The sequence below is a fragment of the Anaerobacillus sp. 1_MG-2023 genome (assembly GCF_030547345.1).
Lineage (GTDB): Bacteria > Bacillota > Bacilli > Bacillales > Guptibacillaceae > Guptibacillus > Guptibacillus hwajinpoensis_B.
The window spans coordinates 349,522-375,372 of record NZ_JAUORD010000001.1 but is presented as its reverse complement, the minus strand read 5'-3'; the positions used below and the strand labels follow the sequence as shown (position 1 = coordinate 375,372).

The following is a 25,851-nucleotide window of genomic DNA, read 5'->3' as shown; positions in this document are numbered from 1 at the left end:
TGAAAATGCTCGTTTGCTAAAATCTATTGGACTACTAACTGATGCATTGTGCAAGAAAGGTGTTAACACTCATGCTTCATAACCCAACAGGAAAAGAACGGTTTGGTCTCGCGTTATTGCTTGGGATGCTCGGGATATTAGGTCCGCTTAATATTGATATGTATCTTCCGAGTTTTCCAGGAATTGCGAGTGATTTAAATGCGAGCGCATCGCTTGTTCAGCTTAGTTTAACGACCTGTCTGATCGGATTAGCAGTTGGACAAATAGTCGTTGGACCCTACAGTGATGGACAGGGGCGACGGAAGCCGTTGCTCATTTTTATTTTCTTATTTGCGGTCGCTTCGATTCTATGTGCCGTCGCACCGAACATAATAACACTTGTTATTGCCCGGTTTATTCAAGGGTTCACCGCTTCTGCAGGCGTTGTTTTATCACGTGCCGTCGTTCGTGATGTTTTTAGCGGGAGAGAGTTAACAAAATTCTTCGCGCTTCTTATGGTTATCAATGCGACAGCGCCCATGATCGCGCCCATTGCGGGAGGGGCGATTTTATTATTGCCGTTTGCGACTTGGAACACGATCTTCTATTTCCTTGGAATTCTTGGACTGATTATCGTGACGGTTATCGGTTTCCGACTACCAGAGACGTTACCGCCTGAGAAACGGCTACCAAGCACGGTGAAGCAATCTGTGCGAACGATGGGAAGTCTGCTTAAGGACCGCTCCTTTATCGGATATGCGTTAACGATTGGATTTGTGCACGGTGGTAGCTTTGCATACGTATCTGGCACTCCATTCGTTTATCAAGGGATTTATAACGTTTCACCTCAAGCGTTCAGTATTCTGTTTGGAATTAACGGACTTGCGATTATTTCTGGTAGCTTCATGATTGGCAGGTTAAGTGCTTATTTTCATGAAAGAAGTCTTCTTCGTACGGCGGTTATTACAGCAGTCACGGCTACATCGTTTCTTCTACTCATGACGATTATTGAAGGGCCACTCGCAACGCTCGTCATCCCGATCTTTATCTATATGACAGCTATGGGAATGGTACTTACAAGTACTTTTACGCTTGCGATGGAAAAGCAGGGCCACCGCGCCGGAAGTGCAAGTGCGGTATTAGGCATGCTGCCGCTGTTATTCGGTTCGATGGTGTCACCGCTTGTTGGGATTGATGAATCAACTGCGGTTCCAATGGGAGCGATTTTGTTTACAACGTCTTCAATTGGTGCGATCATCTTTTTTACCTTAACAAAGAAGAATAACGTAGAAGCAAAATGACCCTCCAACTCGGAGGGTCATTTTTTGAATTAGTCTCTTCATTTTCACTACTTAAGTATTCTCTTCTTCCTTCGAGTCATTCGCAGTCTTATATCGCTGCTGCTGTCGGTATCCGTATGTTGAGGAAAGAACCACTTCTTCATCTTCAAGGGCGGACCCAAGTGCGCCGATAATAATCGAGATGCTCGTAGCTGTCCACGTAATGTAGAAATAATTATCGTATCCAACGGAACCTGATAATTGCGATTCTAGCAGTCCCATCGGAATAAACGCTATGACCGCTACGGCGAACATAAAAAATAGTATAATATAATAGAAACTAACCGTCACAAGAAGCGTCAGGATCGTTGCTATATTATAGAGGTTTCGAAGATATTTCGCTCGATCCTGTCTTGGTTTTTCCCATAGATTATGAGCTAGGACAAGCCATCCGACCATTAAGCACGAGGAGACGATCATAAGCATAAACATTCTCCATAGACCGTAACTGTTACTTAACTGCCAGAGTGTAGGAAACACGAGAGCATAGGACCCAGTCGCAAAAGCAAAAATAATCACCTTTTTAAAAGCGGGAAAGATCGCCCACGGGCGATTTGCTCTTACCATTCCAGTTAAGATGCGAATGGCCCCACTTAACCGCGACTTTACGATATATCTTACATCAATAGATGTTTCTTCTCCAGGCCTTACCCGCTTGATAGGAGAAAAGCGTTCGAATCCCCCTTTTTTAAAGAGTCTTTTCGACCCTTTTTCCTTTAAGTAGTCGTATTCATCGTTCTCTTTCGTTTGTAATCGTCTCTGCGCTTTTTCTCGATCCTCCTCTGGGCTACCATAGTACATTTCGTTAATTAATTGAAGAATGGATTGCCTTATTCTTTTTACCATAGGGGTCGATCCAAGTCCTGGCAGACTGATGATGGCTACTTTTTTATTTGTAGAAGCTTCTGCCAAAATCGGTTTTCTATCTTGAAAGAATGGTAAGTCTGTTAAACAAACGATGTAGTCCCAATTTTCTTCTTCTTTTCTTTTATAACCTGCTTCTAGAACTTCTTCGGGTTTTTCAGTGACTCCTGTGAGAGGATCAACGGTTGAATCCACATGCCATTCACACTCATCTTCTACATAATAGCGAAGGAGATTAGGCAATTCGCTACTAAATTTTTTACTTAACTTCTCTGGGTAACCTGGCGGGGTAACTAATCCAACCGACATTTTTTCGGTACTCACTTTTTCTTCCTCCCACTCCAATTTTATGTAAGTATCTAGAAGAATGAATTCCCTATTTTATTAGAGTAAAACTGCTTCTTATCTGAAGGTCGTGCATTCATCATTGAAATGGTTCCTTATATTTGACATGATAGAAGGGAATAAATGGAATGAGGAGTGTGCTTGTGAGTAGTACCGTCGATTCAATTGTTACACTAAGCCTGATATACGGCTTTCCTATGATAGCGGTCATAATCAGGTATAAGAAGATGAATGCGAAAGAAAAAAGAGAAGTTCGCGAAAGTTTTGGCACACTAGAGTTTTTGTGCACTGGTGGCTTTCTCATAATTGGAGCGTTTCTATTATCAGTTGGCAATGTCTTTGAATTTTTCATTGCAAAAGTAATGGGGCTCGTCTTTATTGTTCCTGGTGCGATCTTAATGACGATTAGAGTTTGGAAAAGAAGCAAAATGCGAAGTTTCATCTTCCTTCTTTTCTTTAGTGTGATGATCTTTCTAGGAACGTGGTTTTAAAGTATTTGAAGCGAGAAACAATAAATAGTGGTGGGTAATACGGCAATTTGCTTCTACATATGTTGGGCCATCTCCTAAAGCTGGAGACGGCCCTTTATTTTATACACTAACAACCTCTACCCGGCCATACTCATCCACCCAAAGACCAATGACCCAAACTGGAAATCCCCACGATTTAACAACTTGAGTGGAAGCAGCGATATCTGTAAAGTGTTGACGCTTGCTTACGGGATTGGCAGCACAGTCGAAATGACCAACGATTACAATAACCTGTGAAGCATGAGCGGTGAGTGAAATGAGCGTATTTTCTCTTATGCTCTCGATTTCACATAGTGGACCATGGGACAATACGCGGTCCATACCTGGCTCAGTAATGAGATCAACATAATCGAGACCATATTGTGCTTTTAACCACTGTGTGACAGGGATTTGTGTTCGTCCATCTATGCAGTTTAATGCCGTTCCGAATCGTTTCTCCATGTTGCACCTGTCTTTCATGCGCCATTATTTTATTACTACAATATCTTTTTAAAGACGGTGGAAGGTGCTCTGGCTGTGGTGAAAGCCATAACCAGGATGGTAAGTTGTTTGCCCGTGATGGTAACCATAGCCCGGATAATAAGTTCCGTGTCCGTGATGATAGCTGTAGCCGGGATTGTAACTGCCATGGCCATGATGATAGCCGTAACCAGGATAGTAGCTTCCATGTCCGTGGTGATAATATGGTCGATACACGATCGTTTCCCCCTTAATTAGTTGTACGATAGTGTATGAGAACAAGGATATTATCGTATAGGCATTGGACCGTAAGTGCCTGTGACATATGCTAAAATGGAATTAGAAAACGAGTGGATAAGATGGAAGCGTCCATCACGCTATTTATTTATGAAGGATCGGGATAACATGGATATTCAACTAAACAAAAATCGCATCAAAGAAATGTGTGGGGATCTCTCTTTCAAGAAAGGGGAGGCTTATTACCGTTCAAATAAAGTATCTTTTCAAAGCTATCAAACTGATCAATGTAAGGCCACCGTTCATGGAATGGAAGATTTTTTCGTATCGGTAATCAAGGATCAAAATGGACAGCTTCTAACGGAATGCAGCTGCCCTTCTCTTGCCACTTTCCAAAAAGATTGTCAGCACGTTGCGGCTGTCCTCATTGCGATCCAACAGTTTCAGCAAGCACAAGAGGAAAACAAGGTTGATAATAGAGAGCTTACAGAAGACTTCATGACGCTATTTACGAAGGACGGTTCAAAAAAGAGCGGCCATCAACGCTATTTTGAAAAAAGAAAGATGCTTGATGCGGTATTTACATGTAAACCCGTTTCGCTTAACGGTCAGGATGTGCTTGGGATAGAAGTAGCGATTGAACAAACAAAAGTGCCTCGCATTCGCGACGTTCTTTCTCATGTGAAACAGGGGAAGCCTAGTGAAATTTCCGCGAACTTTACTTATGATACAAATCTTCACTGTTTTTCAATTGAAGCAGATGCGATTCTTCATCACCTTATTCGAGTCGCTAGTGATGAGGAGGCCTTTCTAGAATCAGCGCCATACACATCCACCGATCACACGTCGAGAGACACCTTGATCATCTCGCCATCTTCGTGGATCAGCCTGATCCCGTTGTTAACAAAGGCGCCTAACGTTAAACTCGAACATAAAGGTCATTCCTTTGAACGTCTCAACGTGATCGACGGCTCACCACCGATCCGGTTTATCGTAGATGAGTCGGATGCGGACAGTTGCCAAGTCACGATTAAAGGACTCGAACGCATGACCATATTGAATGCGTATCAATCGATGGTCTATCATGGAACGATCTTTCAATTAGAAGAGAGAGACTTTCATCGAATCGTTGAATTGAAGCAGATGCTCCCGTCACCCGGGACAAATTATATTCCCATTCCTTACACACAGATTGATCATTTTCTTGAAAAAGTTGTACCTGATTTGAAACGAATGGGAAATGTAGAACTTTCGAGAGCCTTCCGTGAAAAATTTATGAGAACACCGTTAAAGGCGAGACTTTACTTAGATCGCATTAGAAATCGTCTGCTAGCAGGGCTTGAATTTCAGTATGAAGAAGTAGTGATTCAGCCGTTAGAGAATCGCGATGTGCCGGGTTCAACCATCATTCGCGATGTTGAGAAGGAAGAAGAAATTCTTGCGATGATGGAAGAGAGCGGATTTTCCAAAACGGACGGTGGCTATTTGATGCAAAATGAAGAGCTTGAGTATGAATTTCTCTATCATACCGTTCCAAAGCTTCAATCGCTGCTTCAGTTATATGCGACGACTGCTGTTCGGAATCGTCTCGTTCACAAAAAAACATATCCTAAAATCAACGTAAAGGTGAAGAAGCGAGAACGAACAAACTGGTTAGAATTTAAATTTGAAATGGACGGTATATCCGACAATCAAATTAAAGAAATCCTAGCTGCATTAGAAGAAAAGCGGAAATACTACCGTCTTCGGAGTGGATCGCTCTTATCGCTTGAAACGAAGGAAATGGAAGACATTCATCATTTCTTAACGACCGTTCCTCCTCAAGAACAACTGGAGCCATATTTTTCCTTGCCCGTTACGAAAGGCGCCAATTTGATGGATGCGATCGAGCAGAAGAACATTTTTCAAGCAGACCAGTCGTTTCGCGAATTTCTCGATTCCGTGCGGCATCCGAGTCGAATGGAATTTGAAGTACCGCCCGAATTAGAAGGGATTTTACGTGATTATCAAATTCAAGGATATGAATGGATGAAAACACTTGCGAGCTATGGATTTGGCGGCGTACTCGCAGATGATATGGGACTCGGAAAAACGCTGCAGAGCATCACCTTTATCGTATCTGAGCTTAGAGCCATTCGTGAACAGAAAAAGCCTGTTCTTATCGTCTGTCCATCATCCCTTACGTATAACTGGTACAATGAAATGAAAAAATTTGTTCCAGAGCTTCAAACGCTGATCATTGATGGCAATCAATCAACACGTGACAAGCTTCAACAAATGGTCGAAGGAATGGACGTTATCATCACGTCTTATCCGTTACTTCGTCGCGATGTGAAATGGTATGAAACAAAATCCTTCCACACCGTCTTTTTTGATGAAGCACAGGCATTCAAAAACCCTTCAACTCAAACCGCCCGTGCGGTAAAGAAAATCAACGCCGATCATCGCTTTGGACTAACGGGTACGCCTGTTGAAAATGCGATTGAAGAGCTCTGGTCGATTTATCACGTTGTTTTCCCTGAGCTTTTCAAGGGGATAAAAGCTTACGGGAATTTAACGAAAAAAACGATCGCGAGAAGAGTGCGGCCGTTCTTACTGCGAAGAATGAAAGAGGATGTTTTAGCAGAGCTTCCGGATAAACTCGAATCTCTAGAGTTAACAGATTTGCTACCAGAGCAAAAGAAGCTATACGCCGCTTTTCTTGCGAAGTTAAAAACCGATACGCTCAAACACCTTGATCGAGATACGATTAGTAAGAATCGCATCAAAATCTTAGCTGGCTTAACAAGACTGCGCCAAATTTGTTGTCACCCCGCATTGTTCGTTGATGGGTATAAGGGGAGCTCTGCTAAATTCGAGCAGCTGCTTCAAATTGTCGAAGAATCAAGGCGTTCTGGTCGGAGAATATTGATTTTCTCTCAGTTTACGAAAATGCTTCAAATCATTGGGAGAGAGCTAGCCGCTCGTGGACATAACTTTTTCTATCTTGATGGGGAAACGCCATCTATGGAAAGAGTAGAGAAGTGCAATCGGTTTAACAATGGCGAACGAGATGTCTTCTTGATTTCGTTAAAAGCTGGTGGCACAGGACTGAACCTAACTGGAGCGGATACGGTTGTGCTTTACGATCTTTGGTGGAACCCAGCCGTTGAAGAGCAAGCGGCAGATCGTACACACCGCATTGGGCAGGATAAAGTTGTCAACGTGATGAAGCTAGTAGCCCGCGGTACAATTGAAGAAAAAATGAACGACCTCCAGGAGAAAAAACGCGAGCTCATCGGGGAAATCATTGATTCAGACGAAAAGGCGAACACAAACTTAACGGAAGAAGATATACGAGAAATATTGATGGATGCTTAAATGGAATAAAAGTAAAATACTAAATCCCTGCGTACAGCGCGGGGATTTTTTTAGATGAGGAATGAAAGATCTTCCGATTGACAAAGCGTTCACTTATTTTGATTATCCAGGTTTTAGGTTGGCCGAGAGAGGGAAGAAAGACGTAAATGCAAGATGGAGGTAAGGGACATGAGCGAAGTAGCGATCAAACAAAACATACAGTGTAACACTGAATATACGGATCTAAAAAAGGTGTTGGTGGTAAAACCTTCCTTTATGAAAATAACTGAAATTATAAATGAAACGCAAAAGCATTATGAAAGAAGCAACATTAACATTCCTAAGGCACTAAAGCAGCACAGTGAATTTGTTGACGTTCTTAAAGAACATTCTGTTGATGTTCATGAACTTGAGGCTAATCCCGAGCTTCCCGAGCAAGTCTTTACGCGAGACATTGGGTTTACGATTGGTCAAGAGCTATTCGTCGCTTCAATGAGTGAACAAGTTCGTCAGCAAGAAACGAATACATTAAAAGCATGGCTGGAAGAAAGCTCGATTACTTATCAAGAAGGATTGCCGCTCTCAATGGAAGGGGGCGATGTCGTTATTGATGGCTCGACCGTTTACGTTGGAAAAAGTGGACGAACGTCTAACTTAGCCATTCAAGAACTACAAAAGCGCCTACCTGATTATCAAATTGAACCATTAACGTTAACCGATGAGATTCTTCATCTAGATTGTGTGTTCAACATCATTAGTGAAAAGGTTGCGCTCGTCTATCCGCACGCTTTTACTAGTGAGGATTTAAAGAAGTTAAATGCTCGTTTTCATTTGATTTACGTGTCAAAAGAAGAACAGTTTTATATGGGCCCAAATGTTCTTTCGATCGGTCAAGGTAAAATTGTTAGCCTCTCGCAAAACAAACGATTAAATCGCGTATTGGAGTCTGAAGGCTTTCGCGTATTGCCTGTAGACTTCTCTGAAATCATTAAATCAGGCGGTTCGTTTCGGTGCTGTACTCTTCCACTTAAACGAGGTTAAGTCACATAACAGGCTACGTTTTCAAAGTTAAGTTTTTATTCAAAGGAGAGAAACCCATGCTAAAGACAGAAAGTCGCTTCTTGTTAACAAAGGAGGATATTGAGAATCGTAAAGATCTGCCAGAATGGCTGTTATCTGAATACAAGACGTTCAGTGAGTTAGTCACAGATCCGACATTTCCTTGTTTTTTCGGTAGAACTGCTCAACTAAAAGGAGAGCTGCGCTATTCCTACATTGAACACGATGATTGGGCGAACTTGCCTGACGCGGTGGAAAGCTTTCTTAGCTTATTTCGTGAACCTACGAAAATAAGGCATGGATTATTTATTTTTGTAGAGCCGGAAAAGGAAGAAAAGTCGATTGACTACTATCGTTCTTACTTCTGGGACATTCTACAGTATCTACATAACCAGGATCGTTTTCCATGGCCAAGTGAAGCACCAAAGGATCCCGAACACTTTTTATGGGATTTTCACTTCGCGGGAGAGCCGATCTTTACTTTTGGAAACGCCCCTGCCTATAAACAACGCAAAACGCGTAACCTTGGTAATAGCCTGATCTTAGGATTTCAGCCAAGAACGATCTTTCAAGGATTGGAAGGAACCGAAAAAGGCGGCATTATGTCGCGTGACAAAGTGCGTGCGCGTGTAGAGAAATGGGATAACCTTCCGAAGCATCCGGATATTAGCCACTTCGGAGATCCTAACCATAATGAATGGAAACAGTCGTTTATCGGGGATGACATAGAGCCAATCGTCGGAAAATGCCCTTTCCTTCATAAAAATAGTTAAGTTGAATTCTAGATGAATATGAAATAAGTAACCTTAACGACACATGAGCCGGCTCATGTGTCGTTTTATTAATAACCTATCATTCTTTTGGAACCCCACGTGGAATAATATGTTAAAATGGTACAAATCCAGCGGTTTTAAGAAAAGAGACGTTAGTAATGTAAGGGTTACCAAAGTAAGAACTGAATATAAAGCTCCTGGAAATGGATTGACTATTTTACGGATTCATTTGGGAGGTACTCAGATGGAGGGTCAAAAGAAAGAGAAGAAGAGTTTCTTTAAAATTCAGAATGAGTATAGACGAAAAATAAGGAAGAAACAGGAAGAACCTTCACCGATAGCGGAAATGAAAAGCATCCTACTAATCTTATTTACTTTGCTTTTTATGAAATTGTTATATTTATGGATGTAAGCAGAGTAATGAATCAAAACACAGCATTAAGATATGAATAGGTGTTCGGTTGAATACGAAAATATGGATTTAATCAATGTTCTTTAAAAGAATGTGTTCCTGAAAAAATACGTTACATCGTCATAGAATGGGGGGCTAATTATTGAATTCTTTAAAAATACCACAGTTAGAAACGGAACGCTTGATTCTACGAAAAATCACCGAGGGTGATCTTCAAACTATTTATCAATACGGCTCCAATCCCAATGTATCACAGCATGTAAGTTGGGAAACGCATCAATCTATAGAGGATACAAAAGGCTTCGTTGAGACAATCCTTGACGGTTATCGTCAAGAAACCAAAGCACTATGGGGCATGGAACTAAAATCTTCTGGTCAGCTTGCCGGTACGATCGATTTTGTAACCATTGAGAGTAAACATCAAAAAGCAGAAATAGGCTATGTGCTTGCTGAAGATTGCTGGGGCAAAGGGTATATGACCGAAGCGGCTAAGAAAATCATAGATTATGGATTTCATGTATTAGAATTAGAGCGAATTCAAGCCAGGTGCTTTGTCGCGAACAAAGGATCCGCTAGAGTGATGGAAAAGGCGGGCATGACGTTTGAAGGCATTATGAGAAAAGCGATGTTTGCGAAGGGGAAGTTTCATGACTTTAAGATGTATTCAATTCTTTCGGATGAATGGAAAGCTACGCTATAAAAAACAATGTTAGGGGGTAGCTTTCGATTGAATACTTTTACGATTGTATGCTTAGTTAGTTTACTAGCGATTTATCTGTGGCTTAGCGAGTATTATTTGAAAAGGCATCTTGGTATTAGAAGCAAATGGACCTGGATGTTTGCGGAGGATCGTTACAAGATTTCTATGATTACTGATATCGTCTTAGTCGTTTCTTTTATTTATAGTTTTTTAAGTCTTAATATCGACGTTAATAGTGAAAACAATCCTATTATGATGAAGGTTAGCCCGATTTTTGCATTGTTTTTCCTTCAAAATCTGAATCAAGGGATCGAGGAACGACTGAGAAATTTTAATGATAAAGCCTATTACCATCAATTTCTAGGCTCTTTCATGATTGGACTTTCTTATCTCATCTTTCTCATCGGACATTCACGATAATTTAGATGTGAGACGTTCTGTGGAAATAGTAAAATCTATCGAAAGAGTGGTCAATAGAATGAGATACTTATGGGTCGTGTTGTTAGCTATGCTGGTCGTTTCGTGTTCAAATTCATCTTCAGGGTCATTATCTGAAGGGATTCTAGCCGGTAAGAGCGAGAATTGGAGTGTTCAATACGATCTCCGTGAAGAGAAAGGGAAAGAGTTGAGAGGAATCACGCTAGAATATATTGGCGATGGTGAAAAGCCTTCTATGAATGTTACATATGCTTTCAGTGGTGAAACAGCTTACGATGTTGATTGGCAGAAAACCGGAGAAGTAGAAATGAATAACTCTACGATCGAGATTGAAGATACATTAGGCTGCGTCTACCCGTGTGATGAGCTTCAGCTCGATAAGGGAATCCATACAGTCATGGAGTGGGACGGTCAAACGGAAAAGTTCGTTTTAAAAGAGAACAAGTAACGCCATTATAGAGACATGAAAAAAGGTTGAGGATTATACTCAGCCTTTTTGTTTACGGAAAAGCGAAACGATTCTAAGGTGAACTTCGTATAGTTAGTAAGGGAATACGGAACTTCTTTGTGAGAGGGAGAGGATGATAACAATCGAATTAAGAACAGGATCGCTAAAAGGATGTGAGAGTTGAATGGGGATGGGAGGTTTGTCAATTGCATTAGTGGCGTTTCTATTCACCGTACTTGGCGCATTAGTCGTCTTTTCTTTAATCAAATGGATTGTGAAAAAATAGTTGGCTCCATTCATGAACATAGAGAATTCAGTGAAACAAATGGAGTAACGCTTAGTGAGAAGCCGATCGGATAGAGGCATTAACTGTATTGAAGTGATCTCTTGAAGCGAATCTTCTTTTTTATCTTTGGAGTTGCTCTGTTTGTTTTAATCCTCTGGTCAAATATTCAAGAAGGTATTAAGTTCGATGATTTTACTGGCGTCTTTGTAAATGTAGTTGGCATTGTAGGATTATTTGTTTGTGTAGGTGGGATTGTGAATGAACTACGGAAAATAAGAACGAGCGAATGAAAGTATTCCTTCATTAATTTGTTAGTGCAATCATACATATCCAAACCATGTTTCAACTCTATCAAAAGGGGCGAATGGAATGATGTTTAGAACGTTAACACGCTTAGGGAAAGCCAATTTTGCTGCAGGTGTTTTCTTTATCATCGCTGGGGTTATTTTGTTAGCAATAAAGGTGAATGAAGGCAGTGTGAAAGAGGATCAATCGATGATAGTAGCCTCCATCTCTCTAGGACTAGCGCTGTTTTTCTTATCACTTCTTTCTAGAAAGAAGCAACAGGAATAAACCGATAAGAGAGGGCTAGGGAAAAGTTGAAAAATATTAATAAATTCTATGTTCGTGTTTTGTTACTTTAAGGTTTGAGGGTGATGTAGTGGAAACGTTTTTCCCGAAGGTAATCATAATGATGACGGTTGCTGGATTTGCACTTTATTTCATAAATAAAGCTTTGAGAAAACGGCTTAAGGTTGAAAAGAAACCGATCTTTTCTTATAACCATGTGAATGAACTACATAAGAAATGGGATTGGGGCATTCGGATTAGTTTTATCGTTGTACTGATCATTAGTTTTGTCGTTACTATTTATCGAGGTTTTCATGATCCTATTTGGTACCTTCAAACACATAATCTTTTGTTTGTTTTTATTATTGCGTCGGAAGCTGTTCGAGTCATTATGGAGAAGAAGTATGCAGCTAATAGAAATGATTATATTTTCACATCGATTCAATTGGCGCTCATTATTATCTTCTTAACATCAATGTTTTCAACAAACTTTTTTGGGATTATTTGATGAAAAGGATACCCGATATATGACTAGACTGGAGGGGATCTATTGAAAAGTAAAGCAGGTTTCATTGAAAATATAAAAAGAAAAATCATTGCTGGATCATTCACGATTATTTTCTTAGTAAGCATTTATTTCATTGTTTCTGCCGTTCTTATTGACGCTACGCTAAGTAGGGGCCTCTCAGAGCTTCAAGAAGATACGGCGTATACATACATTATTCTGTTCTATGGAGTCTTTTTTTACGGAGTGCCGGTTTCGGTAATAAGTGATTCGTTGGCTAAGTCGATTGCAATCACAACTCGTCAAAAGGAAATATATATGACGACTATTCTGCACTTGCTAGCTGGCTCTATAGTAGGCTTAGGTAGCCTCATTCCTGCCGTAACGTTTTTGGTTATCGATCGATTAATAATAAGGAAACCTATCCACTTTCGGTTTGGTGCAATCATGTTCATTTCCTTATGTGCGATGACATATTTGATCGATGTCAGCATTAAGGAAGTGTTTGGACTTAGCTGAATGATACGTGAAGGAATGGTTTCTCTCAAATGAGCCAAAATCGAGAAACAACTTAGGGTGTGAATTTTCATAAGACGTAAAGGGGATGGCATATGGCGAAACGTTTATTACTCTTCCTTCTGATTGCATTACTAACTGCTTGCAGTGGGGAGTTGAACGGTGAAGAAGCGCCTAAACCAAAAGTGGAAGTGTGGAATCTTGATAAACAAGCGAAAACTGAAATAGCGCACAGCGCAAAAACGGTGTGCTGGAATGACTGTGTCATGGTAACAAAAGCTAATAGTGAATCACAGAACAATCCTGAAATTGTCGATATCGGCAAGCAATCCATAGGCATCAGTTTTGATGTGATGGAACCAGCCCCATCTACGATCAATCTTATAAATGAAACGACGGGCGAACATATCAAATTGGATTCAAATAATATTACCATTACCCCTTCGACTAATGGTGAAACAGTCTATCGTCTTCATTTCTTCTGGAATGGGAAAGGCGGTAAGTCTTTAGGAGAATCAACTTATCGGTTTGGTGTGAAAACGAGTAATGATTATCAGGTGAAGTAAAGGTTGACTAGTAAAAGAATTTAGCTCATGCACCAAATAAATGCGATTAAGCAAAGGGGAAGAGAATGTCTTTGGTATCAGCATGCTTAGGCTGTCAATTGGCAAACAAAATCGAACCGGTACATGTCGTATACGAAGATGATGATGTTTGTTGCTTTTTAGATATTGAGCCGTTTAATGAGGGTCATACGTTAATTGTACCTAAGAAACACGTTTTAGATGTAGAAGAGTTAGATATAAAAACAGCCAATGCGATCATGGTGGCTTCTATGAAAATTTCCCGAGCAATCAAAGCACTTTATGCGCCAGATGGAATCACAGTTTGCCAAAATGGCGGGACGTTCAACGATTTGAGTCATTACCATATGCATGTGATCCCGAGATATGAAGGACAAGCTTTCTATCATGAAGAAGAGAGCGAGAATGGTAAAGAGAAAGCTAGCTTACGAGTTACGAAAGAGAAGTTAATGAAACAAATGGCATTGATGTCGTAAAACGAAAAGTTGATTTTTCATTAGAAGAATTTAATGCCATTCACGTGAGATGATTGAATTTCATTGTTTGTTTTGAAATAATTGGAATTGTATATTAATGAAAAATTTTGTTCAAAACAATTGCGATGGATAGGAGGGAAATTCCTGAAAACAGAAAGATGTTATCTCCGCTTATTTTCGGAGAGGGATTATGAGTCTGTTAAAAAGCTTTATGAGAATGAGGATGTGCGAAAATACTTAGGTGGAACGGTGGAGGAAGAGGCGTTTAAGCATCATTTCACACATATGCTTCATGCAAAGAAAGGCCGCTACTGGGCGATCTTTCTAAATGACAGTCATGCGTTTATCGGTTTTGTTTTTCTTGATTCTTATCATGATGGTGCTCGTACAGAGATTGGATATCAGTTACTACCACAGTACTGGCGGAAGGGTTATGCGAGCGAGGTCGTTACTTGTGTAATCGAATACGGGTTTAATGAATGGCAGCTACAGGAAATCGTCGCTGAGACGCAAACGCGAAATATGGCGTCATGTAAGCTTCTCCGAAAAGTGGGGATGACGTGTGAAGGCCAATTGAAGCGATTTGGTGAAGAACAATCGATGTTTAGACTCTTCAATCCCACCGCGAGCTAGATACATAGTTTGAAATCACTGCAATAGAGGAGCTTGCGAAATGAAATGGGATAGAAAAATGGTTACACTGAGCTTGTTTGCTTGTCTGGTGCTGGCTGCGTGTGGAAATAATTCAGCTGGTGAGCAAGCCGAGTCGAATGGCTCGAATGAAATGACTAGTAGTTCGAGTGAAGAATCCGACGCTTCAATGAATGAAGAAGCAAGCACCGAAACGAGCGATGAAGCTTCTATGGATGAAGAAGGCGAAGCAACATCTGATGATCCGGGTGACGAGGGTACAGAAGAGAATCCGAATGATCATACAGAAGGTGATTCTGAAGAGGAGTCTTCTGAATCGAGCGAGGTCGCAATAACGTCTGGTTCTTCGGCTGTCGATTATTTGAAGCGTGAATTAGAAGCTGATGATACACAAAACATTGATTTTGAAGATATCGTTTTTAGAGAGATGGGACCGATTCAAACAGATGATGGTGGATCTTATTATACTGTGCAACTTACTTCTAAATCCCTTAAGGAAAAGGGTGGTTCTGGAACGGTAGGGTTGTACAAAGTGTATGAAGATGGAACATATGAATTGAACTGATCAGTCGTTTGATTTCTAACACGATGAAATTTCTAAGGAAGAGCTTTTCCGGGACGAGGAGAAGCTCTTGTTTTATAATCACAAGCGTTTGTACGGAGGAGGATGAACAGTTAGTGAATCGAAATATTCTCATATGGGATCTCATTTGCTACGTTGTATTTCCGATTGGCATTTGGCACCTGTCTCGAGACATCATTGGTGACTACTATGCTATGCTAATATCAACTATCCCTGGGTTGATATATAGTATCATCCGCTTTATTCTACTGAAGAAAATAAACTTTTTTGGGATTTTTCTCATTGTGACGTTAGCAACGAGTACGTTAGTTGACGTTCTTTCCGGGTCTGCCATTCAAATGCTTTGGAATCGTGTCATCTATTCTTATGCGATGGCACTGATTATGGTTGTAAGTATTGTGATTAATCGGCCGATCTATTTATTGTTTACAGTCGATATCATGGAGCTCCAGGGCAGGAGCCGTCGCATTCTAAAACAGGAGTTTTACCAGAAGAAAATCTTAACGATATTTAAGCTCATCACTTTTGGTTTTGTGTGTAAGAACATCATCGTAGCGTCGATCAATGTTTGGTTGATCTTACAATATGGCGTGGATTCTTTTGATAAAGGCATTCTCTTGAAACAAATAGTCGGTTGGGGGATTACGCTTATTTCGGTCTACGGGTTTTTCCATATTGCCAAATTACTACAATACAAAAGCAACAAAGAAATGGAACAAACGTTATAGCTAAATTGTATGAGAGAAGGCTTCGTAACAAAGGGATAAGAAGAGAGAGGCGGCTAAAAAAGTGTACTGGTTTATAGCACTATTTGATGAGAAGACAGAACAGCAGGTGAAAGACATATGGAATGACCTAAGCGAGCAGTCCATTTCTTTCTATGCAGATGAAGTGAAAGATGGTAGGCCACATATTACATTAGGAAGCTATGAAAGCTTAGATAAAAAGAAGTTCATAGACGAAGTGGATGCCTATTATAATGAAAAAGTAGGCATTGAGATTACGTTTAATACAATCGGATCTTTCCTGGATTATGGGGCAATCTTTCTAACGCCTACGGTGACGCAAGAATTGCTTACGTTTCATTCGGATCATTATCAAAACCTTGGCGAATTCAATGAAACAGCTAACTCTTTATATTTACCTGGCAAGTGGATTCCTCACTGTACGTTAGCTAATGATCTTTCGCATGAAGATTTAGCGAAGGTGTATCACTATTGTATTGAACGGAATGATACGGTCTATGGCAGAATCGAAGAAGTGGCACTGATCGAATTGGTTGAAGAAGATGAGGAAGGAATGAACGCGCCGATTATTTACTCCAAAAGGTTAAAATGATCAACTTCTATGAAAATCATAAGAAAAAGCAGGTCACACTAAAAGGATGTGAACCTGCTTTTTTTATGTGTTTTCTTGTCCGCTTATTTCATTACCTTGCTCTTTGGAAACCAGAAAAGGAACGAGCATTGGAATAATTAATACAAGCACGAGCAGGCGTATGACCTGCATGGCAGCAACGATGCTGGCATCTAAGTCAAGAGATGCTGCAACAGAAGACATTTGCGGTGCGCCAGCTGGAACGATCGCGAGTAGACTTGTGATGAAATCGAGCGGCGTCATGAGATAGAACACAAACGTTACGACAAATGTTAAGAAAAAGAATGAGAGAAGAATCCAAACGCTTGTCCACCCGATTTCTTTGATTTCCTTTAAAGCTCTGCGATCAAATCGCACTCCGATGATGACGCCAAGCATCGCCATTCCCATACCTACAAGGAGATTCGGCATGGTTGGAAGCGGTTGGATAAACGTGTGAAAGAGAAATCCAATGATAATGGCGTATAGAAAAGGTGCGATCGGAATGCGCCATTTCTTTGCGAGGAAAAGGGTGATTCCAATTAACAAAAGGTAGAAAAGAATAGCAAGTCCCAACGGCATATTCACTTGAGAAGTGGCTTTCATCGCAGCACCCTGTACTTCATCTGTCGATAGAAAGGAAGACATAAAACCAGCGACGAGCGGGATAGTTGAGACAAGCATCATGATGCGAACCGTTTGAAAGGCAGCAACCATACCTAGATTCGCATTGTATTCGCGACTTAGAGCCATCATAACCGATGCTCCGGCTGGTAAACAGCAGAATAGCGCTGTTTTTGAATCAAGGTTTGAATAGTTTTTTAGAATCTTTCCTAGGACCCAGCTTGCGATTAATAAGATGATCATTGAGACCGCTAGAGGGAAGAGGTAACTTGCGACTTCCTGAAACATTTTTGCTTTAATACTTAGACTGATGCTGACACCGATCACGGCTAACGAGAGGTCAAACAATAGATTCGGGTAAGCTATATCATCAATCATAAGACGATAGAAGGCTCCAACAAGCATTGCCCCTAATAACCATCCAGCGGGCATGTTGAGAAGGTCAAAGAGAAACCCAACGGTAAAAGCTATGAAGAGTAGTAGTCCTTTTTTCATTCAAACAGCACCTTCAAAAAACAATATCGTTGTTTATCGAGAAGACAACATCGTAATAGTCTTTCTCTTGAAATGAGAACAGTGATTTTCAACAGTGTAGCATATCTTCACTAGCATATTCATGCGATACGATTCGCTTGAAATGTTCACAGAATGTTCACTTACGAGCGCGAATTGAAATGACTATACTAGTCACTATGCTAGAAAGAGAGGATGAGTCGTTTGCCAGAAACGAAAAAAGAAGGTTTTTATTTTGGATTAATGATGTGTTTTGGAATGGTATGTGTGATGACATTCTATAACTTATCTACGAATGGATTAATGGGAGAAATGACTCTTATAGAATTGCTTATGAGTCTACTGGTTGGCTATATTATCGCTTTGTTATTTGAAATGATTGTGGTAGGTCCCATTGCGAAAAAAATTACGGTTCGTTTGCCATTTAACAAATCTAATAAATGGAAGGTTATTTTAATTCTTTCAACTTGTATGGTTATCGGTATGGTATTCTTTATGTCATTTTACGGATTAATAATGTCATATGCTAATAGCGGATCTATGGAGCATTCCTTCCTAAGAGAGTATGTATCGTTATTTATTAAAAATGTCATTGTAGCCTTCCCGTTACAGCTCCTCATTATGGGGCCACTCGTTCGGTGGTTGTTCGTGAAGTATGTAAAAACGAATAAACCAATGAGCGCTAAAGTACAGTAATGGAATAAGTAGCGGTGAATTTGATTTATTGAAGAAGTGAACAGATGGTAAAGAAAAAAAGGGTGCCCTGCTGAAGGGCATCCTTTTCTAGTTGGTTATGGTTAGTTAAATCGTTAGATGGGGAAATTTAAAATTCTTCATAAGTAGCTGGATCTTGATCATTCAATCGTCCATTTGTTTTCGTTAATTCAGCCATCATCGCCATTTCTGTTTCATTTAAAGAAAAGTCAAAGATAGAGAGGTTCTCAAGCTGACGTTCTGGAGAAGATGATTTAGGAATCGGGATGGATCCTAATTGATAATGCCAGCGTAAAATCACCTGAGAGACTGATTTGTTATGTTGATTTGCTATTTGACTAATCGTTTCATTTTCTAAAATGTCAGTCACTCGAGCTAGCGGACTCCAGGATTGTGTTTTGATGTTGTTTTGTTGATGGAATCTTCTCTGATCTTCCTGGTTGAAGAAGGGGTGTAGTTCGATTTGATTGATACTTGGCTTTACGCCGGTTTCTTTCTCCAATTGCTCAAGATGCTCCGGAAGGAAATTACATACGCCAATCGAGCGAATGAGTCCCCATTTCTTAGCGTCAATTAGAGCTTGCCAAGCTTCTGGATAAAGACCTTGTTTAGGGTTCGGCCAGTGAATGAGGTACAAATCATAATAATCAAGATTGGCTCTATATAACGACTCCTGAATAGCCGTAACCGCTTTATTATATTCGTGATAGCGACCTGGTAATTTAGAAGTGACGCGCAGTTCATTTCTAGGAACTGTACTTCGACGAATGGCTTCGCCTACGGTACCTTCATTTTCGTAATTGTAAGCTGTATCGATGAGGCGATAGCCAACATCAATCGCACTATTAATTGCAGTTGCGCCTTCATTTCCATTTAGTTTGTAAGTACCGAAACCGATAGCGGGTAGTGTAAGTCCATCATTCAACGTTAGTTCTGGGATTGATTCCTTCATCAAAGATCATTCCTTTCAATAATAATCACCTTTTTTATCACACTTTAAATCTACCACTTCCTAAAAAATGCAAACATATGTAAGCGTATTAACAGTGAATTTATTTGTGAAAGGGGGAGAGATCAAATGAAAAATATCAAAAAAAGCTTATTGGCTAGAAGAGACCAAATAAGCTTCTTTTATATTTAGAGAGTCATGAGAAGCGGCTTCATCAAGTGCAATTGAGGATTTTTTCATAACACTCTGTTCGTGTTTGGGGAGGAGTGATTCCTCTTCTAATGATTTCACTAGTTAACATTTCAATAAAAGCTTCATCTAATTGAAGAGTATACGCATCACAAAAAGCGATTAGTAAATCCTTAGTTGATAAGAGTCGCAATCTATTCGACCTCCCTGTTCTATTTGGTTTTGTTTAAACGGTTATTGAAAAGCGCTGCTTAATTTTGACGTTTGGCGTAATCAAAATAATGAAGCAGAATCTTTTTCCCTTTTAACCGTTTTTCCAAATAAGAGATAAACAAGGAGGTGGTGTATGGCTCATAGAAGTTATTCCGATGGGCATGAATTTCTTGAATAGCTAATTGGTCAGAATGTTTTGGACGATAAGCTCGATCAGACGTCATTGCAATGTAGCTATCGATGACTCGAAGAATCGAAACAGATCGAGGAATTTGCTCATCGTGTAATTGGTAAGGATAGCCAGTACCATCGTTATTCTCATGATGATTTAGTATAAGAGACGGCTCAATATCAATCTCTGGAAAATCATTAAGTAGTTCTATTCCAAACTCTGGATGCTGCTCGACATACTCTTTCTCATAAAGGGTTAGTGGGCTCTTTTTTTGAAGGATTTCTGTTGGAACAAGCAGTTTACCGATGTCATGTAGCAAAACAGACTCAAGAAAGGGTCGTTTCAACAATGACCGGAAATTGTAATGCAAACAGAAATCAATGAAATAGCTCGTTGTTTGCACCGAATGGACGAAGGCATGAGGATCGTGACGCCTTAGCAGTTCCATTATCCGTCGTGACTGCAATGAAAATAAATGAGTGTGCCCGTACAATGTACACTTTTCCATGTTCATTCTCCTTTTTAAGGAGCCGGTTGCACTACTTACTCCCTATCACTCAAGTGCCCAGGCTAGAATGATAGTTCATCGCATTCTCTTTTTTTGTGGATCTCTTACTGAGGTATCATGTCATGAGGATATACTTATATAATCATTACCATAAAAAGTGGGATTTGTTAATAGCTTAATGTGTTATGATAGGTTTATTTTTGAAAGGAGATTGGAATATGAAATCTGACGTATTAATTGTTGGCGCGGGTCCGACTGGACTTGTATTAGCCCTCCATCTGGCGAAATATGGAGTTTCATTTCGAATAATTGAGAAAAATGCGGGACCCGGAGAAGCATCACGTGCGCTAATTGTACACGCTAGAACGCTAGAATTCTATGACCAAATGGGCTTCGCAGAAGAAGTCATCCATCAGGGGATTAAAGTGAAGACTATCCAATTTCGAGAAGGAAAGAAAGCAAAGGCGAACATATATTTTCGTGATCTTGGAAAAGGATTAAGTCCTTTCCCATTTGCCCTAAGCTATCCACAAGATGATCACGAGCAGCTGCTAATTAACAAATTAGCCGACGAAGGCGTTGAGGTGGAATGGGAGACAGAGTTGGTTTCGTTTATGGATGAAGGGGACCATGTTCAAGCCGTTATTAAAAAAGATAATAAGGAAGAACGGAGTGAGTTTTCATATATATGCGGGTGTGATGGGGCGCATAGTACTGTTCGAAGAGAGCTTGCTTTTGATTTTCCAGGTGGAACGTACGAGGAACTGTTTTTTGTGGCGGATGTTAAAGCGAACACCGGACAAATAGCTGAAAGTAGTTTAAATGTGTATTTAGATTCTGACACCTTTTACTTATTCATGCCGGTTAGAAGCACGGGAATGGAACGGATTATTGGAATAGTTCCTCGCAATTTAACCGATCAAAGCTCAGTTGCGTTCAAGGATTTCCAGTCGCTGATCGAGCAGAGAACAGGCTTAACGATTCAACATGTGAACTGGTTCCAAACGTACAAAGTCCATCATCGCGTTAGCAGTCACTTTAGAAAAGGACGTGCGTTTATTGCCGGAGATGCTGGACACATTCATAGCCCGGCTGGCGGACAGGGCATGAACACCGGTATTGGGGACGCGGTGAACTTAGCGTGGAAGCTAGCTGCAGTGTTGCTTCGGAAAACGGACGAAGGCATTCTTGATACATTTGAAGAAGAGCGTATTAACTTTGCGAGAACGTTAATCGATACAACTGATCGGGCGTTTACTTCTATTATAGGTGACCACATGACGAGCAAACTACTGCGGAAAATCGTCATACCCAACGTGGCTCCATTTACGCTTCGTTCCTTTTCCATTGCTCGAAAAGCAGCCTTTAGAAGGCTTTCTCAAATCAACATTCATTATCGCGACAGTCAACTTAGTGTTGGTACAGCGGGGAAAGTTCATGGTGGAGATCGCCTGCCATGGATCCAAACAGAATCATGCATTAATTATGATGCGCTTAAGTCAATGGATTGGCAGCTTCACGTATACGGTCAAGCAAATGAAGCCGTTAAGGGTTTTGCCAGGGTATCTGGATATGCTCTATATGAGTTTAGCTTTGAAAAAGCAATGACGAAAAAAGGATTGCAGGAAAATGCGCTGTACCTGATCCGGCCTGATGGTTATGTAGCTTTAGCGGATAGTGAACAGAATGTGGAAAGATTGAAACAGTACGTATCAAAATTCAACATTTTATCTTTAGACAAGGAGACTTAAGGGCAAGATTCAGTTTCTTGTTTCCTTAAGTCTCCCTGCTTTGTTTAGACATTTTGATAAAAATATCCGTTATCACTTTCGCTACATATATGACGAATAAATAGGCTGCTAATAAAACATACCAATTGGTGTATAGTTCAAAGAGGTCGAGCCAAATTAAAATCGGCTTAAAAATAAACGTAAAGCCTACTGCTGAAAGCGTGCCGTATAACCAGTAGTTTTTCTTATGTGATAAGCACCACTGATAAAGCAAAATAAAATAGACCGGGACAAGAGCTCCATCAATACTAATACTTGCAGGTAATTGGGGAATCGCAATGTAAGGATAATCCCACCAGGATTTACGAACACCTAATGCATCCACATAAGCAGCTATGACGTGAACGGAATAGCCGAAGAATCCGAGCAGAAAAATGTTGCGTCGATCGATTCGAAAATAAAGGATAATCAGCGGCACGAAGATGAACGCTAAAATAAGCCAAAATTGCCAGGTTGTATAGTCAGAATAACTTTGCCAATAATGATTCGCTTTCTCTTCAAGTTCTCTTCGCAACAAGACAATTTGATCAAACTGCTGTTGTCGATCCATGATGAACACCACCTTTAGGGATAGTATTCATCGCACGAATAGTTGTTATTACGTTTTTTAGAAATTTTCTTTATGAAAAGCTCTGTAAGGTGAACGTGTTGATTTCTCTTTTCTTATGTGTGAAAAAATCTTTTGGGATATGTATAAGGAGTTTGAGGTTTCATAGCGAAATGAATATAGGAAAGAATTCATTTTTCTAAGGAGAGTGATCGAATGGCTCAAACGGCGAAGCACGTGTTTGTAAATTTACCGGTCAAAGATCTCGATAAATCCATCGCTTTTTTCTCTGAAATTGGCTTTGAATTTAACCCACAGTTTACAGATGAGAATGCGACGTGCATGGTGATCAATGAAAATACATTTGTTATGTTACTTGTAGAGGAATTCTTCAAGACATTTACGAAGAAGAACCTTACGAACGCCAGAGAATCAACAGAAGTCATTATGGCCCTTTCTGCAGAAAGCAATGATGAGGTGGACCAAATGGTGAGTCGTGCGCTTGCGGCTAGAGGTAAAGCTTCGAATGATCCCATCGATCATGGATTCATGTATGCCAGGAGTTTTCAGGACATTGATGGCCACTTGTGGGAAGTGATGCATATGGATGAAAGTGCAATTGAACAGGGATAATAGCTTCATAAACCAAAACACCTCATCCGTTAGGGGATGAGGTGTTTCCATTTGCTTTCGCTTATTCAGCTACAACAAACTCAAAGTTCCCTTCGAATTTCACGTCTTTCCCAAGCAAGAACCCGCCTGTTTCCATCGCAGCATTATACGTCATGCCGTAAGCTTCACGGTTCACTTTACCTGAAACGTCAAAACCAGCTACTGTGCTGCCATCAAGTGGGCTTTTGGATTTGCCGTTGTATTCAACTGTGAACGTTTCTTCTTTCGTTACGCCTTTAATCGTAAAGTCGCCAGTAACGTCATACTCTCCATCATCTTTCTTTGCAATAGACTTACTTTGGAAGACCATATTTGGATATTGATCTGCTTCAAAGAAATCACCAGAGCGAAGGTGTCCGTCACGGTCTTCGTTACCTGTATCGATTGATTTCACCGAGATTGTAACTTTAATGTTTGCGGAAGTCAGGTTATCAAGATCGCCGTTGAAATCGACGTCAAAGTCAGTAAATTCACCTTTTGCTTTTGATACCATCATATGCTTGATTTGAAAATCTAAACTGCTGTGAACTTTATCTAGTGTTAATGTAGACATTGAAAAATTCCTCCTCAGGATTGTTGCTTTTTAGTATAGATTAAAGATACCGTAAATTTATCTCGAAGTCAAGATGTTTTAAGTTAAGACATTGTTAATATTCTTTCAATATTCCGTGCAACTTTTTATCCACGTTTAAAACGTCTTGCCTCATACTAAAGCCTCTTTTTAGTCATAATCCGGTAGTTAATTGGAAGGAATTTGGATTTGTTGGGTTTACTGAATGGAAAGTGGTGTCATGATGGTAAGTATAAAGGGAGAAAAGGAGCTGTTTCGATGAAAAGATGGACGATTCTTTTACTAATGATGAGTGTACTACTTGTGTTAGCCGCCTGTGGAGGTAACGAAGAAGGAACGACAGAAAACGAACCGGAAACAACCACGGAAAATGCCGGTGAAAGTGAACAGGAACAAATGGATACGATCACTGTTACTATGAAAAATCAGGACGATGAAGAGATTGGGACAGCCGAGCTGAATGAGCATGATGGCGCAACGATGATCAGTCTAGATGTTAGTGATTTGCCAGCAGGAGAGCACGGTTTTCATATTCATGAAACTGGGTCATGTGAAGCACCAGATTTCAAATCGGCAGGCGGTCATTATAATCCCGGTGATAAGGATCACGGTACAGAATCCGATAATGGTCCACATGCGGGAGATATGGAAAATATTGAAGTTGCCGAAGATGGAACGCTTCAAACCGACATTATGAATGACAAAGTTACGCTAAAATCTGGAGAAGAAAATTCGCTACTAAAAGAAGGCGGAACAGCCATTGTTATTCATGCCGGTGCAGATGATATGGAATCACAGCCGTCAGGAGATGCCGGAGATCGTATTGCTTGCGGTGTGATAGGTGAATAAGGGAGAAAAGATGAAAAAGGGGTTCCACGGTTTTTGAGGCGTGGATCCTTTTTTTTATGTACTTCATGCAGTGGAAAACAGCGGACAAGTAGGGGGGCTTGTGAGCCGTCCTTATTTGTCGTTTAGCCAATATACGACGATAAGCATCCCAAAAGTTACTGAGACCGTGATGAGAAAGTGATACTTTATTAAAATGTAAGATTTTCATACGTGAAAATTAAAAATTCGCAGAAAATTCAGGGTTAGTACTTTCGTATTAGGGTATTAAGTTAGAGTTAACTCGAAAACATTCGTATAAACAAATGTTTGTCAATACGAGCGAAAGAGACAGTGGATCAAAGAGGGTGAAAGTTCGTTGGTAGGTTGGTAATTTGTACCTAATTTGATACAATGATGAAATTGAATGAAAAAGGAGGTTACCGTATTGGACAAGTGGATGAAATTTCTCGAGGTAAACGCTCCTCGTATTTTTGATTTAGCGATTGAGCACGCGATACTCGTCGGATTAGCGATCATTGTTGCGCTTATCATTGGCGTTCCTCTAGGCATTTACTTAACAACAAATGATTATCTAGCTGAGACGATTCTACAGATTGCTTCTGTCATGCTTACGATTCCGAGTATTGCTTTATTCGGTATTATGATTCCGGTCTTCTCGATCGTCAACCAGGGAATTGGATTTGTTCCAGCCTTTGTAGCACTGGTTCTGTATTCGCAGCTCCCCATTATACGAAATACATATACCGCAATTCGTAACGTAAACCCTGAAATGCGAGATGCAGCAAAGGGATTAGGGATGAAAACGAGTCAGCGACTTCTTCGCGTCGAAATTCCGAATGCGTTCCCCATCATAATGGCAGGTATTCGAACAGCCGTTGTACTTAACATCGGAATCGGTGTCATCGCTGCTTATATTGGTGCAGGAGGACTCGGTGTTCTTATCACTCAGGGCATTTCACGTGGGGACAATTACTTAATTATTAGTGGCTCAATTGCCGTTGCCATTCTTGCTATGATCGCAGATGGCATCTTGTTATGGATTCAAAAACGTTATACACCAAAAAGCATTGCGAATTAAGGAGTGAGGTGA

At 40.4% G+C, this 25,851-nt stretch carries 34 protein-coding genes and 1 riboswitch; of the genes, 25 read left to right on the top strand and 9 right to left on the bottom strand.

The annotated features are described in order from the left end of the window. Positions 1-71 precede the first annotated feature (71 nt). A complete protein-coding gene (locus Q4550_RS01990; RefSeq protein ID WP_303529960.1) occupies positions 72-1,280 on the top strand; it encodes a Bcr/CflA family efflux MFS transporter in 1,209 nt (402 codons plus the stop codon). 51 nt (positions 1,281-1,331) lie between these two features. Here the strand turns inward: Q4550_RS01990 and Q4550_RS01985 are convergent, their stop codons facing one another. Beyond that, positions 1,332-2,507 (bottom strand): MFS transporter, encoded by a 1,176-nt coding sequence (locus Q4550_RS01985; RefSeq protein ID WP_283152742.1) that lies wholly within the window; start codon positions 2,505-2,507, stop codon positions 1,332-1,334. Positions 2,508-2,671: 164 nt separating this feature from the next. Here Q4550_RS01985 and Q4550_RS01980 point away from each other — a divergent pair, with 164 nt between their 5' ends. After that, positions 2,672-3,019: a hypothetical protein gene (locus Q4550_RS01980; protein ID WP_303529957.1), complete on the top strand. Its 348-nt coding sequence runs from the start codon at positions 2,672-2,674 to the stop codon at positions 3,017-3,019. 99 nt (positions 3,020-3,118) lie between these two features. Here Q4550_RS01980 and Q4550_RS01975 read toward each other — a convergent pair whose 3' ends face one another. Both Q4550_RS01975 and Q4550_RS01970 read right to left on the bottom strand, forming a co-directional pair. Beyond that, complete coding sequence (locus tag Q4550_RS01975; RefSeq protein WP_303529956.1) at positions 3,119-3,499, bottom strand: carbonic anhydrase; 381 nt, start codon at positions 3,497-3,499, stop codon at positions 3,119-3,121. Positions 3,500-3,547: 48 nt separating this feature from the next. Beyond that, a complete protein-coding gene (locus Q4550_RS01970; RefSeq protein WP_303529955.1) occupies positions 3,548-3,799 on the bottom strand; it encodes a hypothetical protein in 252 nt (83 codons plus the stop codon). A gap of 123 nt (positions 3,800-3,922) precedes the next feature. Here Q4550_RS01970 and Q4550_RS01965 point away from each other — a divergent pair, with 123 nt between their 5' ends. The 18 genes from Q4550_RS01965 to Q4550_RS01880 all read left to right on the top strand — a co-directional run bounded on the left by Q4550_RS01965 (position 3,923) and on the right by Q4550_RS01880 (position 16,432). Next, positions 3,923-7,114, top strand: a complete 3,192-nt coding sequence (locus Q4550_RS01965) for a DEAD/DEAH box helicase (protein WP_303529953.1) — start codon at positions 3,923-3,925, stop codon at positions 7,112-7,114. Between the two features lie 168 nt (positions 7,115-7,282). Next, a complete protein-coding gene (locus tag Q4550_RS01960) occupies positions 7,283-8,134 on the top strand; it encodes a dimethylarginine dimethylaminohydrolase family protein (protein ID WP_303529951.1) in 852 nt (283 codons plus the stop codon). A gap of 56 nt (positions 8,135-8,190) precedes the next feature. Further along, the gene (locus Q4550_RS01955) at positions 8,191-8,925 is read left to right on the top strand and encodes a YqcI/YcgG family protein (protein WP_303529950.1); all 735 of its coding nucleotides are present in this window, start codon (positions 8,191-8,193) and stop codon (positions 8,923-8,925) included. A gap of 244 nt (positions 8,926-9,169) precedes the next feature. Beyond that, positions 9,170-9,337 (top strand): hypothetical protein, encoded by a 168-nt coding sequence (locus Q4550_RS01950; protein ID WP_303529948.1) that lies wholly within the window; start codon positions 9,170-9,172, stop codon positions 9,335-9,337. A 142-nt stretch (positions 9,338-9,479) separates the two neighbouring features. After that, the gene (locus Q4550_RS01945; RefSeq protein WP_303529946.1) at positions 9,480-10,037 is read left to right on the top strand and encodes a GNAT family N-acetyltransferase; all 558 of its coding nucleotides are present in this window, start codon (positions 9,480-9,482) and stop codon (positions 10,035-10,037) included. A gap of 27 nt (positions 10,038-10,064) precedes the next feature. Beyond that, positions 10,065-10,457, top strand: a complete 393-nt coding sequence (locus Q4550_RS01940) for a DUF4181 domain-containing protein (protein WP_303529945.1) — start codon at positions 10,065-10,067, stop codon at positions 10,455-10,457. A gap of 58 nt (positions 10,458-10,515) precedes the next feature. Beyond that, positions 10,516-10,923: a hypothetical protein gene (locus Q4550_RS01935; RefSeq protein ID WP_303529944.1), complete on the top strand. Its 408-nt coding sequence runs from the start codon at positions 10,516-10,518 to the stop codon at positions 10,921-10,923. A 180-nt stretch (positions 10,924-11,103) separates the two neighbouring features. Then, positions 11,104-11,283, top strand: coding sequence for a hypothetical protein (locus Q4550_RS01930; protein WP_303529942.1), 180 nt, complete (start codon positions 11,104-11,106; stop codon positions 11,281-11,283). Positions 11,284-11,310: 27 nt separating this feature from the next. After that, complete coding sequence (locus tag Q4550_RS01925) at positions 11,311-11,499, top strand: hypothetical protein (protein ID WP_303529941.1); 189 nt, start codon at positions 11,311-11,313, stop codon at positions 11,497-11,499. Positions 11,500-11,578: 79 nt separating this feature from the next. Beyond that, a complete protein-coding gene (locus Q4550_RS01920) occupies positions 11,579-11,782 on the top strand; it encodes a hypothetical protein (RefSeq protein ID WP_303529915.1) in 204 nt (67 codons plus the stop codon). Positions 11,783-11,870: 88 nt separating this feature from the next. Further along, positions 11,871-12,287 (top strand): DUF4181 domain-containing protein, encoded by a 417-nt coding sequence (locus Q4550_RS01915; RefSeq protein WP_303529913.1) that lies wholly within the window; start codon positions 11,871-11,873, stop codon positions 12,285-12,287. Between the two features lie 42 nt (positions 12,288-12,329). Further along, positions 12,330-12,803, top strand: a complete 474-nt coding sequence (locus Q4550_RS01910; RefSeq protein WP_303529912.1) for a hypothetical protein — start codon at positions 12,330-12,332, stop codon at positions 12,801-12,803. A gap of 92 nt (positions 12,804-12,895) precedes the next feature. Then, positions 12,896-13,366 (top strand): hypothetical protein, encoded by a 471-nt coding sequence (locus Q4550_RS01905; RefSeq protein WP_303529910.1) that lies wholly within the window; start codon positions 12,896-12,898, stop codon positions 13,364-13,366. Between the two features lie 65 nt (positions 13,367-13,431). Then, the gene (locus Q4550_RS01900; RefSeq protein ID WP_303529908.1) at positions 13,432-13,860 is read left to right on the top strand and encodes an HIT family protein; all 429 of its coding nucleotides are present in this window, start codon (positions 13,432-13,434) and stop codon (positions 13,858-13,860) included. Positions 13,861-13,947: 87 nt separating this feature from the next. Next, on the top strand, positions 13,948-14,493 hold the full coding sequence (locus Q4550_RS01895; RefSeq protein ID WP_306558340.1) for a GNAT family N-acetyltransferase: 546 nt from the start codon (positions 13,948-13,950) through the stop codon (positions 14,491-14,493). A gap of 40 nt (positions 14,494-14,533) precedes the next feature. Then, positions 14,534-15,076, top strand: a complete 543-nt coding sequence (locus Q4550_RS01890) for a hypothetical protein (RefSeq protein ID WP_303529904.1) — start codon at positions 14,534-14,536, stop codon at positions 15,074-15,076. Positions 15,077-15,189: 113 nt separating this feature from the next. Further along, positions 15,190-15,822, top strand: coding sequence for a VC0807 family protein (locus Q4550_RS01885; protein WP_303529903.1), 633 nt, complete (start codon positions 15,190-15,192; stop codon positions 15,820-15,822). Between the two features lie 61 nt (positions 15,823-15,883). Next, positions 15,884-16,432, top strand: coding sequence for a 2'-5' RNA ligase family protein (locus tag Q4550_RS01880; RefSeq protein ID WP_303529902.1), 549 nt, complete (start codon positions 15,884-15,886; stop codon positions 16,430-16,432). 63 nt (positions 16,433-16,495) lie between these two features. On the opposite strand, the gene Q4550_RS01875 is transcribed toward Q4550_RS01880, so the two are convergent. Beyond that, positions 16,496-17,569, bottom strand: a complete 1,074-nt coding sequence (locus Q4550_RS01875) for an AbrB family transcriptional regulator (RefSeq protein WP_303529900.1) — start codon at positions 17,567-17,569, stop codon at positions 16,496-16,498. A 222-nt stretch (positions 17,570-17,791) separates the two neighbouring features. Here Q4550_RS01875 and Q4550_RS01870 point away from each other — a divergent pair, with 222 nt between their 5' ends. After that, on the top strand, positions 17,792-18,283 hold the full coding sequence (locus tag Q4550_RS01870; RefSeq protein ID WP_303529898.1) for a DUF2798 domain-containing protein: 492 nt from the start codon (positions 17,792-17,794) through the stop codon (positions 18,281-18,283). Between the two features lie 127 nt (positions 18,284-18,410). Here the strand turns inward: Q4550_RS01870 and Q4550_RS01865 are convergent, their stop codons facing one another. The 3 genes from Q4550_RS01865 to Q4550_RS01860 all read right to left on the bottom strand — a co-directional run bounded on the left by Q4550_RS01865 (position 18,411) and on the right by Q4550_RS01860 (position 20,332). Continuing rightward, on the bottom strand, positions 18,411-19,253 hold the full coding sequence (locus Q4550_RS01865; protein WP_303529896.1) for an aldo/keto reductase: 843 nt from the start codon (positions 19,251-19,253) through the stop codon (positions 18,411-18,413). A 211-nt stretch (positions 19,254-19,464) separates the two neighbouring features. After that, complete coding sequence (gene sda / locus Q4550_RS24625; RefSeq protein WP_369290135.1) at positions 19,465-19,632, bottom strand: sporulation histidine kinase inhibitor Sda; 168 nt, start codon at positions 19,630-19,632, stop codon at positions 19,465-19,467. 58 nt (positions 19,633-19,690) lie between these two features. Next, a complete protein-coding gene (locus tag Q4550_RS01860) occupies positions 19,691-20,332 on the bottom strand; it encodes an HD-GYP domain-containing protein (RefSeq protein WP_303529894.1) in 642 nt (213 codons plus the stop codon). Positions 20,333-20,343: 11 nt separating this feature from the next. Then, positions 20,344-20,427, bottom strand: a riboswitch (cyclic di-GMP riboswitch). A 123-nt stretch (positions 20,428-20,550) separates the two neighbouring features. Between Q4550_RS01860 and Q4550_RS01855 the strand changes: the two genes are divergently transcribed. After that, a complete protein-coding gene (locus Q4550_RS01855) occupies positions 20,551-22,083 on the top strand; it encodes an FAD-dependent monooxygenase (protein ID WP_303529892.1) in 1,533 nt (510 codons plus the stop codon). Positions 22,084-22,108: 25 nt separating this feature from the next. Here the strand turns inward: Q4550_RS01855 and Q4550_RS01850 are convergent, their stop codons facing one another. Next, complete coding sequence (locus tag Q4550_RS01850) at positions 22,109-22,672, bottom strand: CBO0543 family protein (protein ID WP_303529889.1); 564 nt, start codon at positions 22,670-22,672, stop codon at positions 22,109-22,111. A gap of 213 nt (positions 22,673-22,885) precedes the next feature. Between Q4550_RS01850 and Q4550_RS01845 the strand changes: the two genes are divergently transcribed. Further along, positions 22,886-23,302, top strand: coding sequence for a VOC family protein (locus Q4550_RS01845; protein ID WP_303529886.1), 417 nt, complete (start codon positions 22,886-22,888; stop codon positions 23,300-23,302). Positions 23,303-23,363: 61 nt separating this feature from the next. Here Q4550_RS01845 and Q4550_RS01840 read toward each other — a convergent pair whose 3' ends face one another. Beyond that, positions 23,364-23,894 carry a YceI family protein gene (locus Q4550_RS01840; protein ID WP_303529883.1) on the bottom strand — a complete coding sequence of 177 codons (531 nt, stop codon included), beginning with the start codon at positions 23,892-23,894 and terminating at the stop codon, positions 23,364-23,366. A 276-nt stretch (positions 23,895-24,170) separates the two neighbouring features. Between Q4550_RS01840 and Q4550_RS01835 the strand changes: the two genes are divergently transcribed. Both Q4550_RS01835 and Q4550_RS01830 read left to right on the top strand, forming a co-directional pair. Continuing rightward, positions 24,171-24,761 (top strand): superoxide dismutase family protein, encoded by a 591-nt coding sequence (locus Q4550_RS01835; protein WP_303529880.1) that lies wholly within the window; start codon positions 24,171-24,173, stop codon positions 24,759-24,761. A 424-nt stretch (positions 24,762-25,185) separates the two neighbouring features. Further along, positions 25,186-25,839, top strand: a complete 654-nt coding sequence (locus Q4550_RS01830) for an ABC transporter permease (RefSeq protein WP_276511837.1) — start codon at positions 25,186-25,188, stop codon at positions 25,837-25,839. Positions 25,840-25,851 lie beyond the last annotated feature (12 nt).